Source organism: Paenibacillus cymbidii (assembly GCF_004764705.1).
GTDB lineage: Bacteria > Bacillota > Bacilli > Paenibacillales > NBRC-103111 > Paenibacillus_AN > Paenibacillus_AN cymbidii.
Genome location: NZ_SHLX01000020.1, coordinates 18,654 through 32,376, shown reverse-complemented (window position 1 = coordinate 32,376; position 13,723 = coordinate 18,654). Strand labels below are relative to the sequence as shown.

Genomic DNA, 13,723 nt, shown 5'->3' with positions numbered 1-13,723 from the left:
GGATCATAAGGTTGGGCTTTTGTATTCCGCCGGACTTTACCTTGGAGAATGAAAGAAGAGTGGAGCATGCTCAATAGTTTTGAGAGCGACAAAGACAGTGTGGAATGGATCACCTATGAAGATGAACGAATCAGCAGGTATGGATTGGCCACCCAGGATGATCGATCCGTTTTTTGCCGGTTGCCTGCATGGATTTTACCGCAATTGCCTGACAATTTGCGCCGTTTGGCTTATTGTACTGCAGGAGCCCGGCTAAGATTTCGTACGGATTCTCCCTTTATAAGATTGACTTCAGAATTGCGGAAAGATGAAAATATGCGATTCATCGGCAGAGGAGGAGTAACTGGCTTTGACCTGTACTCCGGTGAAGGCGGGAAAATGAGTTTTTGCAAAGTCATGCTGCCTGATCTGCAGACAGGTGAAATCGATGTCGAATATAAATTCCGAAGTGAGTCCGTAAAAGATATTTTGATTCATTTCCCGCTGTTTCTGGGTATACAACGTTTTCAGTTGGGTTTAAAACCTGGATCGCTCATCCTGAAGCCTAAGCCGTATCAAATCCAAGATCCGGTTGTCTTTTATGGTTCCTCCATTACCCAAGGCGCTTATGCATCAAGGCCTGGTAATAGTTACCCTCATCTGCTGTCGCGCTGGTTAGATGCTGATATCTACAATTTAGGTTTTAGTGGCAACGCAAAAGGAGAGCAGATCTTAGCCGAATATATTGCCCAGCTTACGATGAACGCCTTTGTACTCGATTATGATCACAATGCGCCTACGCCTGCTATTCTGGAAGAGACTCATTTTCGTTTCTATGAAACAATTCGCAAAACCAGGCCTGAGCTTCCTATCTTCCTTGTAAGTCGGCCTGATTTCGACCTGCATGTTGAAGATTCTGTGGTTCGTCGTGCGATTATTCAAGATACCTATCGAAGAGGCAACGAGAATGGAGATAAAAAACTGTGGTTTGTAGATGGTGAAACCCTTTTCGGCGAACAAGAGCGCGATGCATGTACTGTTGATACCTGTCATCCCAACGATCTCGGTTTCATGAGAATAGCAGAGGTGCTATATTCTGTTATAAAACAAGTTTTGGACTAATAGTTAACATAGTTAACAGAGGCACATCCTCGGCGCAGGATATGGTGCCGCTTTTCAAGTCCGCGAAAATTGCGGGCTTTTTTAATTTATCGGACAATGTTCTTGGCAATTGGCGATGTCAAGAACATTGTCCGATTTCCGAAAGATTGTCCATTTAGACAATAACTCGATTAGAGCTTTTCGTTGGTAATGTAACCAATGCATAAGGAATAAACAACAGGCTGTTACAACCGTGGCAGCCTATTGTTTTTCGAAAATAGAGCAAAACGTGGCAATCGGACATTGTTCTTGTTAACCGACAATGTTCGATTACCACGCAAAAATCCAAAGGAAATACAACCGAAACCGACATGTAAACTGTCGGATGACAAGAACATAGGCCGAATCAAGTCCGCGTAAATAAGTGTCGAATGACAAGAAGATATACCGAATGAAACCCGCTACTGATGCGGGTTTTTATATTTATCGGTACAAGTTCTTGTCATTTTGGCGTGACAAGAACTTGTACCGATTGTCGATACTGGACAAGAACATGTACCGACTGTCACGATTTGCTTGGAGGCCGCCACAAGCCGCTCGTGTTGGACATTGCGACAAGCGTCTTGGCGCAAGGCAGAATCATTATCGCCGTCAAGGGATGCATGTCGATCCCCGGGCATTGGACAGTGGACGAGAGCGCTGCGCCAACGATCGACCCGCCGCCGCGCTGAGAGGCGCGTTGCTGCCGTTCGGCGGCCCGAAGGGCTTATGGCATCGCCACGCTCGGCGGCAAGTTAGCCAGCCCGCATATCCGCGCGTTCTGGAACGGAATATGAGCAACCGCAATGTACCTATATTTGATATAGAAGTAACATGACAAAATTGCTATAGCGAGTTCGATAACGGCTGCATGCACGTCATTCCCGGCGGAATGAAGCTACCCGGCGATTGTTTATACATAACCGTATATTCGGCATTCGCGAATGACATGGAAACTAAGCGCTCCGCCTTTATTCCGCTTGCTTGCCGTTCACGTCGACGCGAATGACGTTCCACGACAACTTCGGCAGCGACGCGCGCAGCAAGCCGTCCTCACACGCGGCGCCGCCCCGTTCATGCGGTACGGCCGCATTCGGCCGCGCTTCGGTGTTGCGTGCGTCGCGATCGCCGCTTTCGTAGACGATATGCGAGATGACACGGCCGCCGGCGAAGCTGCGGATATCGGCATCCAGCAGCAGCGTGTCGGTTTCGCTGCGGTTAACCGCGAAGACAAACCAGTTCGCCGGCTTCCTCGTTGTAGACGACAGCAGATTCCACATAGGGAACGTCGGAGAAATCGGCGCTGTCGTACCGGGGGCTATTGCCCGGGGTATGCAGAACGACGCCGCGGCTGTACAGACTGGCGTGCAGGTACGGATAAAAAATCGTCTGCCGCCAAGCCCCTCCGCCGTTCGCCGTCATGATCGGGGTGATTTCGTTGACCAGATGGGCGATGCACGCCATTTTTACGCGATCGGCGTACCGGAGCATTGTAATGAGCATGCAGCCGACGACGAGCGCATCTTCGAAGGTGTATATATCCTCGAGCTGCGGCGGCGCAATTGACCATGGCGCCCGCTTCCTTAGTCCCCATCCAGATCACGCAGAAGATCTGGATGTTCAGGCTTCCACCCATGCAGTTCTTGGGTCAACTTACTCGAAGCCTGAATGTTCTGCGATGCGAAATGCGCGAGCCAACCAAAGTGACCAGGAGCAGCTTCCATCGACTTGCTGATCATAGGTAAATCAAGGCGGCGACCGATAACTGCTGCAATCTCGCGGATAGGTACCCCTACCTCGCCGATTGCATGCAGTTTGGAGCCTGCTAGCAAAAAGCGCGATCAGCTTGGACATGGCTCGTCATAATGGCAGGAACAGGAGAATATGCTTGGAACAAGCAGGGATCTTGCTAGGAAGCATTTCCAATAGGGAATGCAGCATCGTAGGTTAACTGGAGTGTTAATTGCCTGGAAGAATGGAGGCAGGATATGGAGCACGATCATTCCGTCATCGGTATTTGGGGAATTGGGACGGCCGTTCCGGAGCATCGGATTGACCAAGCTGAAACTTCGCAGCGGCTGGCGGAAGCGCTTGCCGGGCAGTCGGATTCGGCGCGCTGGGCCAAGCGAATATTCAGGCAATGCGGGGTGGAAACCCGCTACACATGCGAACCGAACCTCCTAGCGAAAGCGGCGGATTGCCGTTATTTTCCGGGTGGATCGGCAGAGGTTGCGCCTTCAACGGCGGTGCGCATGCAATCGTATAAACGGGCTGCCGTCCCGCTGGCAGTGGAAGCGGCGACCAAGGCGCTGGCTGATGCGGAGAACGAAGCTTCCGATATTACGCATCTGATTACCGTAAGTTGCACCGGTATGTTCCTTCCGGGTTTGGATGCGGCTTTGATCCGGCAGCTAGGGCTTGCCGGCGGCACGAATCGGATTCCACTGCAATTTCTCGGCTGCGCTGCGGGGCTTAAGGCGGTATGTCTGGCGCGGCAAATCGTTGCCGGGAATCCGCAGGCGCACGTATTGATCGTTTGTGTCGAGCTATGCACGCTTCACATCCAGCCTTCTGCCGAGCGGGAAGCGTTGTTTGCCGCTTCCTTCTTCGGAGACGGCGCTTCCGCATGCGTCGTTGGCGCCGACCAGCTTGGCCGGAAAGCGGGATTGCAATTGGGGCGGGAACACTCCGTTCTTCTGCCGGACGGCGCTGACGAAATGGTGTGGGAACTTGGCGATCACGGCTTTGATCTGTATCTGTCCCCGGACATTCCGAAGCAGCTCGGCCGGCTCATTCCGCACGAAGCGGCGCAGCTTCTGGGCGATGCCCCGCAGTTGCCGGAATTATGGGCGATTCATCCGGGCGGGAAAGGCATTGTCGAAGAAATGAAGCGAGTGTTCGGGCTGACGGAGAAGCAGGTAGAGCCAAGTCTTTCGGTGCTTCGTCGGGTCGGCAACGTTTCGTCCGCAACGATCTTGTTCGTGCTGGAGGAAATGAGGCGGGCGCTTGTTGCAGACGGTACCGGGTCGGCCAGCGGCGTGGCAATGGCGTTCGGTCCGGGATTAACGGTGGAAATGCTTTCGTTTGATTATGTTCCGACCGCTGCCGCGAACATCCACTCGATGGCGGAAGGTGTTCGTGTATAAGAGGCTGCTGCAGCGGGCGGAGGCACCCGAGCTGATGGACGACTTGTCCCGTGGAGGGGACGACCTGCGAGAGGCGCTGCGGCATCTTCGCCGGCTGAATCGGCTGTTCGGCGCTGCAGGACCGACGGTATACGGAGTGAAGCGGCTGTGGGCGGTTGCAGGCAAGCCATCCCGTCTGTCCGTTCTCGACATCGGCTGTGGTTCGGGAGACGTGAACCGGAGGCTGCTGCGCTGGGCCGACGAAAGAGGGATCGAGATCGCCATTACGCTGGCCGACATCACGGTCGAAGCTTGCGAAGAAGCACGGCGGCTGTTTCGCGGCGAGCCTCGGGTGACGGTCATGAAGCTTGACTTATTAGCGCTTCCGGAAGACTACGCCGACATCGTCACCGGGACGCAGGTAGTTCATCATTTTGCGGCGGGGGATTTGCCCGTCGTCATAGGGCGCATGGTGGCAGCATCTCGGCTCGGCGCCGTCGTGAACGACATTCACCGGCACTGGCTGCCGTGGGCCGCCGTTTGGGCGGCGACGCATCTCGTATCTCGTAACCGGTATATTCGGCATGACGGACCGTTATCCGTAGCCAAAGGGTTTCAGCCGGCCGACTGGGAGCGGCTGCGGTCGGAAGCGGGTTTATCCGACATGAGCTATAAATGGCGGCCATTATTCCGTTATGCAGTCGTCATCCGCAAACAGGACGAATCGAAACGAGCAGCGGAGCTGATACGATGAATCGTTTGTGGGACGCAGCCATAATCGGAGCGGGTATCGCCGGCGGCAGCTTGGCCAAGGCGCTCGCGGATAAAGGGTGGGAGACGATGCTGCTTGACCGCCGTTCGTTTCCCCGGCATAAGGTGTGCGGTGAGTTTCTATCGCCCGAGTCGCAGCGCATGTTGCATACACTTGGGCTGAGCGAGCGCGTGCAAGCGCTACGTCCCGTCGCGATTGAGCGCATTCGGCTGATCGCGGGAAACGGTGCGAAGCTGGATATCGAACTCTCGGGTACCGCGATCGGCATAAGCCGGTACCGGCTTGACGCTGCGCTGCACGAAGCGGCGGTCGAGGCAAGCGCCTTTGTTCAGACGGCGGCGACAGTAACGGCGGTTCACCGCGACGGCGACGGCTATTTGGTGGAAACGAAGCGGCAGGGGGAACATAGCGTTATTCGTGCCCGCGCCGTTATTGCTGCATGGGGCGCTAGCCGCCGGCCTGATCTTCCCGGTATCAAGGCGGCCTTTCGCTCGCCGGGGCGGACGATGCTTGGCGTCAAATCGCATTTCACCGGTATCGATCCGGAGCCGGTGGTGGAGCTGTATTTGTTTCCGGGTGGGTACATGGGCATTTGCCCGGTCGGAGACGGGATCGTCAATGTGGCGGCGCTGCTTGATCCAATGATGTGCGGCGGTGGTGCTCGAGAGGGAGCGGTGCTGCAGCTGATTGATGCTGCAGCTCGCGGCAACCCGGCGCTGTGCCGCAAGCTGGAAGGCGCCATGGCGATTCCCGGCACTCAGGCAGCCGTTGCTCCGGTCGTTCTCGCCCGCAATCTACTTGCCTGGGACGAGCTGCCTCTCATCGGCGATGCGGCGATGATGCTGCCTCCGCTGTGCGGCGATGGCATGTCGATAGCGCTTCGTTCTGCGCTGCTATGCGCAGACTTCGCGGATGGTTATTTGCGCGGAAGCCTGCCGCTTGCTTCCTGGGAACGCGAGTATTCGCTGGCGCTCCATAAGGAAATGAACGGTCCGCTGCGGTGGGGCCGTTTCCTGCAGTGGCTGTTCGGCAGACCGAAGCTTGCCGCGCAGCTGCTTGGCATTACCCGACGGATGCCTGGCCTCACGGAGCTGCTCGTTCGCTCGACCAGGTTGAAAGAGGCGGAAAGGTAGCGGGGGATTGGGGGCAGGTATCAGCTGCAGGGTGTAGAAGCCAATCTCCCTTGCACGAAAGGAGTGCGGTTATGGACAAGGGGTTGCGGATGCTGGCCGTGCTTTCGTTTCAATTTCCACTAGTGGTGCTTGCGGTTTGGATTGTGCTGGTGACGTTTTTCGGCTGCTTCGTCCCCAAGCTGCCGCATGTGCTGAAGGACCACGGCTTGCTGGCCCACGGCACCTATTCGCAGGTACAGCGCATCCTTGTCTCCGATTTTCAACTCCCCGACAATCCCGTCATCCTCGTGTTCGAGAACTCACAGCATGTTTCCACAGACCGGTTCCGAGAAGGGATAGAGGGCGCGTTGCAGCGTGTGCAGGGTACGGACGGCTTGCTCGAAACCGTCTCTCCGCTCGAACGGCCGGACATGCTCGATGGAGATCATGCGTACGCTTTACTTGTCTTTCGGCAGCCAGCTTATGAAATGGAACCGGTACTGGCGAAGCTGGACCGGCGTCTGCCGCATCGCAGCGATATCACCGTGCGGGTAACGGGCAAATCCGTCGTGCAGGCAGATGTGAATCGCATGAGTCGCAAGGACCTGCAGCAAGCGGAGCGGATCGGCATTCCCGCCGCCATGCTTGTGCTGTGGCTAGCCTTCGGCGGGTTCATCGTCGCCATACTGCCGGTTGCCGTTGGGGTCGCAGGGGTCACCGCCGCCATGGGGATGATGGTGTTCATCGGCATGAAGCTGGAGCTTTCCAATTTTGTGCTGAACGTCATACCGATGGTTGGCCTTGCGCTGAGTATCGATTACGCGCTCATGATCGTCAGCCGATACCGGGAGGAGCTCGTGTGGCGTCCCGCCGAAGCGGCTTTAACCGTCGCCATGCAGACGGCCGGACGAGCCGTTTTATTCTCCGCCGCCGTCGTTTGTTTTGGCCTGCTTGCGGTGCTGTTCATCCCGCTGCCGATGTTCGCTTCCATTGCGATCGGCGCGCTGACCGTGCTGGCCGTTTCGGTGGCGGCCACATTGACGCTGCTTCCAGCGCTGCTTGTTCTCTTTCGACGAGGTATCCGGGCAGTTAGCGGCGCTTCACCGGCGGTTCGGCGAGCGGCACGCTGGCGTGCCTGGCCGCAATTCGTGCTGCGCAGGCCGCTGCGCGTCATGCTTTTGGCGGCGGTGATTTTGTTCGTTTGCTTCCTGCCGCTGAAAGACATGGAAGTAGCCATTCCCGATGCGTCCTCGCTGCCAAAGGGAAACGACTCCCGGCAGGCGGCGGAAGCTTACCAGACCCATTTCGAATCTGCTGATAGCTCGTTGGTGTACGTGCTTGCGCAAGCGCAGGGCAAGGAATGGACGCCGGACGACTGGCGCAGGGCGAATGCACTTGTACGAAGCTTACGTGGGGACCCGGGGGTGGAGCGTGTAGACGATGTGTTTACCCGCTTGCGTCTGACTCCCGAGCAACTGGATGCGCTAGTCAGGCAGCCCGCGGTCATGAAGCGATTTGAGCCAACGCTGAAGCCGTTCATGCAAAGCGGTCGAATGCTTATCGCAGTGACGATCGAAGGAGCGCCATCCTCCAAACAGGCAGCGGACTGGGTCCGTAGCTCGCAAAACCGGTACTCATCTAGCCAGATGCCCGTTCTTGTGGGAGGAGAAGCGAAGTACCGGCAGGAAGTGTTCGACGCCATTTTCGGAAATATCGGAAAAGTCATTTGGTTTCTCGCCATTTCCAACTTCATCGTCCTGTTTGCTGCCTTCCGCTCCGTCATCATTCCGCTCAAAACGATTGCAATGAATATCATGAGTATCGGGGCGTCGTTCGGCATTTTGGTTTGGCTGTTCGGCTCGGGACGATTCGGTTTGGAGCCGGCGCCGATTGCAATTATGATCCCGGTTTTCATATTCGGACTCGTGTTCGGGATCAGCATGGACTATGGAGTGTTTCTCATTTCCCGCATGTACGAAAGCTACCGGCGCACGTTGTGCAATGAAGAGGCGGTGCTGGACGGAGTGGCCGGCTCCGGCCCGATCATCACGTCGGCTGCGGCGATCATGATTGCGGTCACCCTGCCGTTCGCGTTCGGCGAAGTGCAAGGGGTGAAGCAGCTTGGTATCGGCATTGCGGCGGCGATCCTGATCGATGCGACCGTCATCCGGTTGATGCTGGTCCCGTCGCTCATGAAATGGCTTGGCAAATGGAACTGGTGGGCACCGGGGTGATCAAGCGCCGATGATAACGACAGTTCGGGTCGTTAATAATCGCCCGAAGCTGTCGTTTCATAATGGGATTTCTTATGTGACTCACAATCGATTGATGGCGGTTTCCATCGTTTTATCGGAAAGCTGGGCATAGATTTCGGTTGTGTCCGTACTCGCATGGCCGAGCTGCCGCTGGGTTTTATAAATATCGTTTTTTAAATAATAGCAAGTCGCAAACGAATGTCGCAGTTTATGTACCGATAACATCGGCTTGCCTTAAACGGCGGCGTATTTGCTCACCATTTGTTGAATTGCTCGTTTGGACATCCGTTTGGCATGTGAATTGCCTCTTGGTACGGCCAAAAACAGCGCTTTTTCGGATAAGTATCGATGTTGACCGTTTGAAGCTTTTCAAGATCCGACAATGGAATTTGGTTTATTGATGGGGAAGACGCAAGCCCTTCCTGGATGAGCCATTGAAAAAATTCGAAATCGCGTGTGTATTCCAGCAGGGTAGAAGGAGAGAGTGCGACAAGCTTGTGTTGGATGTATTGCTCGACATACCATGGGAAAAAAGGAAGCCGTTGCACAAGCAAATTCAAATCATGAGCCTTGATGACATTCATGGCAAACCTCCAATGTATATTATTAATGACATTAATTATAATAAAATAGAACACATGTTCTGTGAAGGTGTTTATTTAAGATATGTGGGTTGAGCGTGTGTGTGGGTTCATATACACATAAAACGTATTTTGTGTGCAATATACTGTCCAAGGCTTAGCAATGGAGATAACGCTGCGGAATTATAAATGACATTGAATCAAATGAAACCGTGAATATTCGATACATATGAATAAATTAAGCTCCATAATATGGAGTTTAATTAGAAAAGTGAATATTTAATTAGTTGGATCGTTTAAGCTAAACGAATGCAAAATTGTTGACGAGATTCAGATGTCATTATTTGAGGAAGTTACGGCGAACTCCGGATGATTTCATTTCTTTAAAACTCAACTTTCGCAGCGCCAAAATCAGTTCAACAGCACGTATAGCTTGGGTTTGAAGCCAATGGGAAGGATGGCTTGACGAAAATAGAAAAACACCGCTTCGTTTGGTAAAGTGAAGGTGACTAGCAATCACTACCACACAGAAGAGGTGTCTTCTCTATGATAGATCAACAAGGGTCACTCGATCAACTACCAAATGAAATCAAACCGGCTTTCCAGGAACTGAAGGTGCTCAAACACTTGCGCGGCGCGGGTTTCAAAAAGAAATTCGGCTTATCATGCACCTCTTTATTCCGCCTTGTATTTGTCCTGCTGTTTCATCAAAAGAACTGGTTCCGTCTCTTGGAGAGCAAGAAAGGCGAAACTTTCCCGGGCAAAGACACGGTCTATCGTTTCTTAAATCACAGCGGCTACGCCTGGCGGCGGTTTTTGTTGTCGCTCAGCGGTGAAACGATCACCCGGATGGAACCGCTGTCCTCGGTGAGACGGGAGACGGCGCTCATCTTTGACGATTCCATGTTTGAGCGTAATCGGAGCAAAGCCGTCGAAATGCTGGCACACTTTAAAGATCATGCCACAGGCGCTTTCTACAAAGGCTTCCGCATGCTGACCATGGGCTGGTCGGATGGCCATTCGTTTGTCCCCGTAGACTTTGTGCTGCTGAGTTCAGTAAAATCTGGCATTACTGGCATTACAGGAATGGCAGACGGGATCGACAAACGAAGCCATGGTTACAAACGTCGACAAGAAGCGTTTTGTTCGGCTCCGCAAGTGATTCCAGCGATGCTGGATCGTGCGCTAAAAGCCGGTATTTCGGCCGCATACGCCCTGATGGATAGCTGGTTTACCCGTGCGCCGCTCATCCAGGAAGTTGCTTCATAACTTTCAAGGCGAAATTGAACCACTGTTAGTAAGAACAAGTTTATGCAATAAGTATTGCTTCAATTAGTCTTATGCACATGTTTTGGCTTCATCAATGCAATATGATTTGCTTCACCGTACTGTCGGATGACAAGAACATAGGCCGAATCAAGTCCGCGTAAACTGCGGGCTTTTTTAGTTATCGGACAATGTTCTTGACAATTGGTGATGTCAAGAACATTGTCCGATTGCCACGGAAAGAGATAATCAGTATTGTCACTGGGCAGTAACAAAGGAGATACAGGTGCCGGTGGCGAAATGTCTGATGAAACGTTTCATTGAGCTATTCCGGGCAGGATACTTCTAAAGACTGATTTACTAAATATACCATATGATATACTTACAAGAGCGATCTTTGCTCAGAAATATAGCGTCACGGAACTTAATACTATATCGATCCAAGGCTCACAGCACGGCTTTTATTTCAAATCCATTCTCATTCGGTTCTGGATATGCCGAACCAGCGGGAAAACATCAAGAATGACATTATTCGTTCACAATATTTAAATGAAGACGAAAAGGGAGCAGTTATCACCCATTTGGATCAATTACCTCTGAAGCAGCAGCATTGTCACGGAGATCCCAACCTGATTAAATATGCAATATTACCGCCAACTTCTCCACTTTACGTAAGTATTGTTTTTAATGAAACGCGTGAGGCCAGCATCCGCATGTTTATGTAGGAGTACGAAGGGTTGTGCGGTATTGGATATGCAACCGTAGAGCCGTGGATTGTTCTAATTGCAGCACGAAAGCTTTGTGCTGATGGAATATCCGAGGAGGAGAAAAATATGCTGGTAACGGAAATCAGAAGAAAACGGCGACCTGCTCCTGGTCTTAATAATACGCGGGCGGCTATGCCCCTTGTAATACTGATCTCTATGAAAAAATCTGAGCAGGCATGTGTGTGTGAAATGTTTGGGTAGCGCAGCGCAAGCGAGGGCTGTGCGATTCGTGAAGCTCCGCTGCGAGCGTACGGCTTTGCTGCTGCGGAAAACCGCATCAGCCTCGAACTACTGCTGCGAAATGCCGAGCAACCGCGGTTCGATTGCGTTAGCACCGATGATGTGATGAACGGGGACGGCGGGCGGGCAATCTTGCCACGTTCAAGATCGACTGGATGACTTGCTCCGCCATAATTATACACTCCCGGCAAAAGATTATCCGTATGGCCGTGGAGCGAATCGACCCGCACCGAGCAATATTCTCAATCCGCGTCTCTTGCCAAGGGCGGCGACCCGGCTTGCCAGTCGCGGATTTGGAAGGCGTACAGTTGTTGGTGATCGACAACAGCAACTGTAAAGATGACACCCGGACAGTTGACCTATGAGGAGCGGCAATTGGCTAACAGCATGCCGACATTGCTCTTCATGCACATTTATCCCCAGCCTGCTGGAGGAAGTCATGCGAACGTGGCATTCGCCGATGCGCGATTATCGGAGGGTACCGGAAATTCCGATTTCCTGTTTAAATCTGGGGGATATTTTAAGTCACAATTAAGTAAGCATATTCATCATATGATTCAACGGACACGTTAGTTGAACAGCTGCCGCGGTGTATCCCGTTAGTTCCAGAGCAATTGCAACCGCGGCAGCCTGTTTTATTCGAAAAACGAGCATAACGTGGCAATCGGTGTCGAGTGACAAGAAGATATACCGAATGAAATCCGCTGCTGATGTGGGTTTTTATATTTATCGGTACATGTTCTTGTCATTTTTGCGTGACAAGAACATGTACCGATTGTCGATTTTGGACAAGAAAATGTACCGATTGTCACGAATTAGGGTCGGCGGGCAACGGCTGTTTTGCGATGAAAATGGCGCGGTGTTCGGCAATGTCGCCGATCCGTCGGCGGAGCAGGTCGTTCCGGCACTGCAGCGGCTGCTGGCGTCGGGTGAGACGGCTGTCGTTTCGGCGGCGGAAACGGAATGGAAGCTTGAGCTGTACTGGCCGCGCGAGCGGTTGTATGTGTTCGGCGCGGGGCCGGATGCCGAGCCGGTCGTGCGGCTGGCGGCGGGGCTCGACTTCGAAGAGACGGTTGTCGATCCGCGCAGCGACAGATGTACGGAGGAAACATTCCCCGATGCGCAGCACCGGGTTGTCGAGCATCCGGGAGCTTATCTGGAACGCCACAAGCTGCCGTCCGGCGACTATGTGCTGGTGATGACGCATTGGTTCCAGCACGACCGTGCGATTGTCGAGCGGCTGCGGGCGAACCCGTCTCATTATGTCGGCATGCTGGGGAACAAGGTGCGTACCGCTCGATTATTTCAACCGGAGCCGGTGCCGGAGTGGGTGCAATCGCCCGTCGGGCTTTCTCTCGGAGCCGAAGGCCCGGACGAAATCGCCGTCAGCATCATGGCTGAGCTGATCCGGGTGCGCAGCGGGAAGGTGCAGCCGCGATGAGCGCGATCGGCGCCGTCGTGCTGGCTGCGGGGATGTCGACGCGCATGGGGGAGCACAAGCTGCTGCTGCGGGCAGGCGGCCGGCCGCTGTTTCACTATGCGGCGCGGGCGGCATTGGCGGCGAGTCTCGAGCCGGTCGTCGTTGTCGGCGGGTATCGGTTCGATGCGTTGGCCGCGGAGGTTGATCTGTTTTACGGCCAGATCGAACTGGTCGAAAACAAGCGTTATGCGTCGGGGATGGCTTCGTCACTCCAGGCGGGTATTCAGGCGATGGAGGGGAGAACGGACGCGGCGTTCGTGTTCGTGGCGGATCAGCCGCTCGTTCCCGTGTTGGCGATCGACGCCATGGTCAGGCAGTACGAGCGGGAATACGCGGATGGAGTCCGCATTATCCGCCCGCTCTACGGCGACGCGCCGGGGCATCCCGTGTTGTTCGACGCCGAGATTTACGGCGAGTTCCGGCATTTGGCCGGCGACGAAGGAGGGCGATCGATCGTCGTGAAGGATCGGTCCCGCGTGCAGACCGTGATATTCGCGAACGCGGTGTGGGGCTTCGACGTCGATACTCCGGACGATTATGAGCGGGTAAGGGCATGACTGTGAACTTCCCGCCGGACGATCAGGACGGCGAGCTGCCCGCTCTCGGCTCCGTACCGGGACTGTGCTGAGGCCGATCGGTGTCTGCATGACTGAGGCGGATGAGTTTGACCCGTATAAGGATTAAGCCGGCTAGCGATTTATGGTGCGAGCTTTATTCGTCGTAAACCGCGATGCGTGTCAGGATGTGATACCGCAGCGAGCCGCATTTTTGCACGAAGTGCAACATTTTTTTTCGTCAGGTTGTATTCTGTACAACAATTGGCGTACAAAAGCGGCTCCATCGCCCCGATTGTTGTATTCTGTACAACAATTCTGCTCATACTGCCTCCCAACCACCCGAATTGTTGCAGGAAATACAATTTACCATAATAAATTGTTGCATTATATACATGATTGCTTTCCGTATACGGGGACCAGGCGTGTATGTATATAAAACGGGGCTGTCC

At 53.8% G+C, this 13,723-nt stretch carries 11 protein-coding genes and 2 pseudogenes; 9 read left to right on the top strand and 4 right to left on the bottom strand.

Annotation, left to right across the window (positions count from 1 at the left end):
- Positions 1-48: 48 nt before the first annotated feature.
- The gene (locus EXY20_RS24600) at positions 49-1,101 is read left to right on the top strand and encodes an SGNH/GDSL hydrolase family protein (protein WP_135554779.1); all 1,053 of its coding nucleotides are present in this window, start codon (positions 49-51) and stop codon (positions 1,099-1,101) included.
- Positions 1,102-1,531: 430 nt separating this feature from the next.
- Positions 1,532-1,957 carry a hypothetical protein gene (locus EXY20_RS24595; protein ID WP_135554778.1) on the top strand — a complete coding sequence of 142 codons (426 nt, stop codon included), beginning with the start codon at positions 1,532-1,534 and terminating at the stop codon, positions 1,955-1,957.
- A gap of 133 nt (positions 1,958-2,090) precedes the next feature.
- On the opposite strand, the gene EXY20_RS40465 is transcribed toward EXY20_RS24595, so the two are convergent.
- Both EXY20_RS40465 and EXY20_RS40460 read right to left on the bottom strand, forming a co-directional pair.
- Positions 2,091-2,399, bottom strand: a complete 309-nt coding sequence (locus tag EXY20_RS40465; RefSeq protein WP_328592589.1) for an alpha-L-arabinofuranosidase C-terminal domain-containing protein — start codon at positions 2,397-2,399, stop codon at positions 2,091-2,093.
- Positions 2,338-2,658 (bottom strand): alpha-L-arabinofuranosidase C-terminal domain-containing protein, encoded by a 321-nt coding sequence (locus tag EXY20_RS40460; RefSeq protein ID WP_328592590.1) that lies wholly within the window; start codon positions 2,656-2,658, stop codon positions 2,338-2,340. The genes EXY20_RS40465 and EXY20_RS40460 overlap by 62 nt, the downstream gene beginning before the upstream one ends.
- Positions 2,659-3,107: 449 nt before the next feature.
- Here EXY20_RS40460 and EXY20_RS24585 point away from each other — a divergent pair, with 449 nt between their 5' ends.
- From EXY20_RS24585 to EXY20_RS24570, 4 genes are all read left to right on the top strand, one after another.
- Positions 3,108-4,265 (top strand): type III polyketide synthase, encoded by a 1,158-nt coding sequence (locus EXY20_RS24585; RefSeq protein ID WP_135554777.1) that lies wholly within the window; start codon positions 3,108-3,110, stop codon positions 4,263-4,265.
- Positions 4,258-4,998, top strand: coding sequence for a methyltransferase domain-containing protein (locus EXY20_RS24580; protein ID WP_235886180.1), 741 nt, complete (start codon positions 4,258-4,260; stop codon positions 4,996-4,998). Before EXY20_RS24585 ends, EXY20_RS24580 begins: the two co-directional genes overlap by 8 nt.
- Positions 4,995-6,149: an NAD(P)/FAD-dependent oxidoreductase gene (locus EXY20_RS24575; RefSeq protein WP_135554776.1), complete on the top strand. Its 1,155-nt coding sequence runs from the start codon at positions 4,995-4,997 to the stop codon at positions 6,147-6,149. Before EXY20_RS24580 ends, EXY20_RS24575 begins: the two co-directional genes overlap by 4 nt.
- Before the next feature lie 71 nt (positions 6,150-6,220).
- The gene (locus tag EXY20_RS24570; RefSeq protein WP_135554775.1) at positions 6,221-8,362 is read left to right on the top strand and encodes an MMPL family transporter; all 2,142 of its coding nucleotides are present in this window, start codon (positions 6,221-6,223) and stop codon (positions 8,360-8,362) included.
- Between the two features lie 81 nt (positions 8,363-8,443).
- Here EXY20_RS24570 and EXY20_RS40700 read toward each other — a convergent pair.
- Together EXY20_RS40700 and EXY20_RS40695 are read right to left on the bottom strand one after the other, a co-directional pair.
- A pseudogene (locus tag EXY20_RS40700) lies at positions 8,444-8,719 on the bottom strand (tyrosine-type recombinase/integrase); the annotation flags it as partial.
- On the bottom strand, positions 8,638-8,967 hold the full coding sequence (locus EXY20_RS40695) for a site-specific integrase (RefSeq protein ID WP_407944936.1): 330 nt from the start codon (positions 8,965-8,967) through the stop codon (positions 8,638-8,640). The pseudogene EXY20_RS40700 and the gene EXY20_RS40695, both read right to left, overlap by 82 nt.
- Positions 8,968-9,510: 543 nt before the next feature.
- Here EXY20_RS40695 and EXY20_RS24560 point away from each other — a divergent pair.
- The 3 genes and pseudogenes from EXY20_RS24560 to EXY20_RS24550 form a co-directional block, all read left to right on the top strand.
- Positions 9,511-10,224, top strand: a pseudogene (locus tag EXY20_RS24560) (IS4 family transposase); the annotation flags it as partial.
- A gap of 1,818 nt (positions 10,225-12,042) precedes the next feature.
- Positions 12,043-12,678 (top strand): XdhC family protein, encoded by a 636-nt coding sequence (locus tag EXY20_RS24555; protein ID WP_167859488.1) that lies wholly within the window; start codon positions 12,043-12,045, stop codon positions 12,676-12,678.
- Positions 12,675-13,274, top strand: a complete 600-nt coding sequence (locus EXY20_RS24550; protein WP_135554773.1) for a nucleotidyltransferase family protein — start codon at positions 12,675-12,677, stop codon at positions 13,272-13,274. The genes EXY20_RS24555 and EXY20_RS24550 overlap by 4 nt, the downstream gene beginning before the upstream one ends.
- The last annotated feature ends 449 nt before the right edge of the window (positions 13,275-13,723 follow it).

What these genes read in the sequence shown, in the direction of transcription:
- EXY20_RS24600 (WP_135554779.1), top strand. Translation starts at nt 49, where the DNA reads ATGAAAGAAGAGTGGAGCATGCTCAATAGTTTTGAGAGCGACAAAGAC.
- EXY20_RS24570 (WP_135554775.1), top strand. Translation starts at nt 6,221, where the DNA reads ATGGACAAGGGGTTGCGGATGCTGGCCGTGCTTTCGTTTCAATTTCCA.
- EXY20_RS24550 (WP_135554773.1), top strand. Translation starts at nt 12,675, where the DNA reads ATGAGCGCGATCGGCGCCGTCGTGCTGGCTGCGGGGATGTCGACGCGC.
- EXY20_RS24575 (WP_135554776.1), top strand. Translation starts at nt 4,995, where the DNA reads ATGAATCGTTTGTGGGACGCAGCCATAATCGGAGCGGGTATCGCCGGC.
- EXY20_RS40465 (WP_328592589.1), bottom strand. Translation starts at nt 2,399, where the DNA reads ATGTGGAATCTGCTGTCGTCTACAACGAGGAAGCCGGCGAACTGGTTT.
- EXY20_RS24585 (WP_135554777.1), top strand. Translation starts at nt 3,108, where the DNA reads ATGGAGCACGATCATTCCGTCATCGGTATTTGGGGAATTGGGACGGCC.
- EXY20_RS40695 (WP_407944936.1), bottom strand. Translation starts at nt 8,967, where the DNA reads ATGAATGTCATCAAGGCTCATGATTTGAATTTGCTTGTGCAACGGCTT.
- EXY20_RS24595 (WP_135554778.1), top strand. Translation starts at nt 1,532, where the DNA reads ATGAAACCCGCTACTGATGCGGGTTTTTATATTTATCGGTACAAGTTC.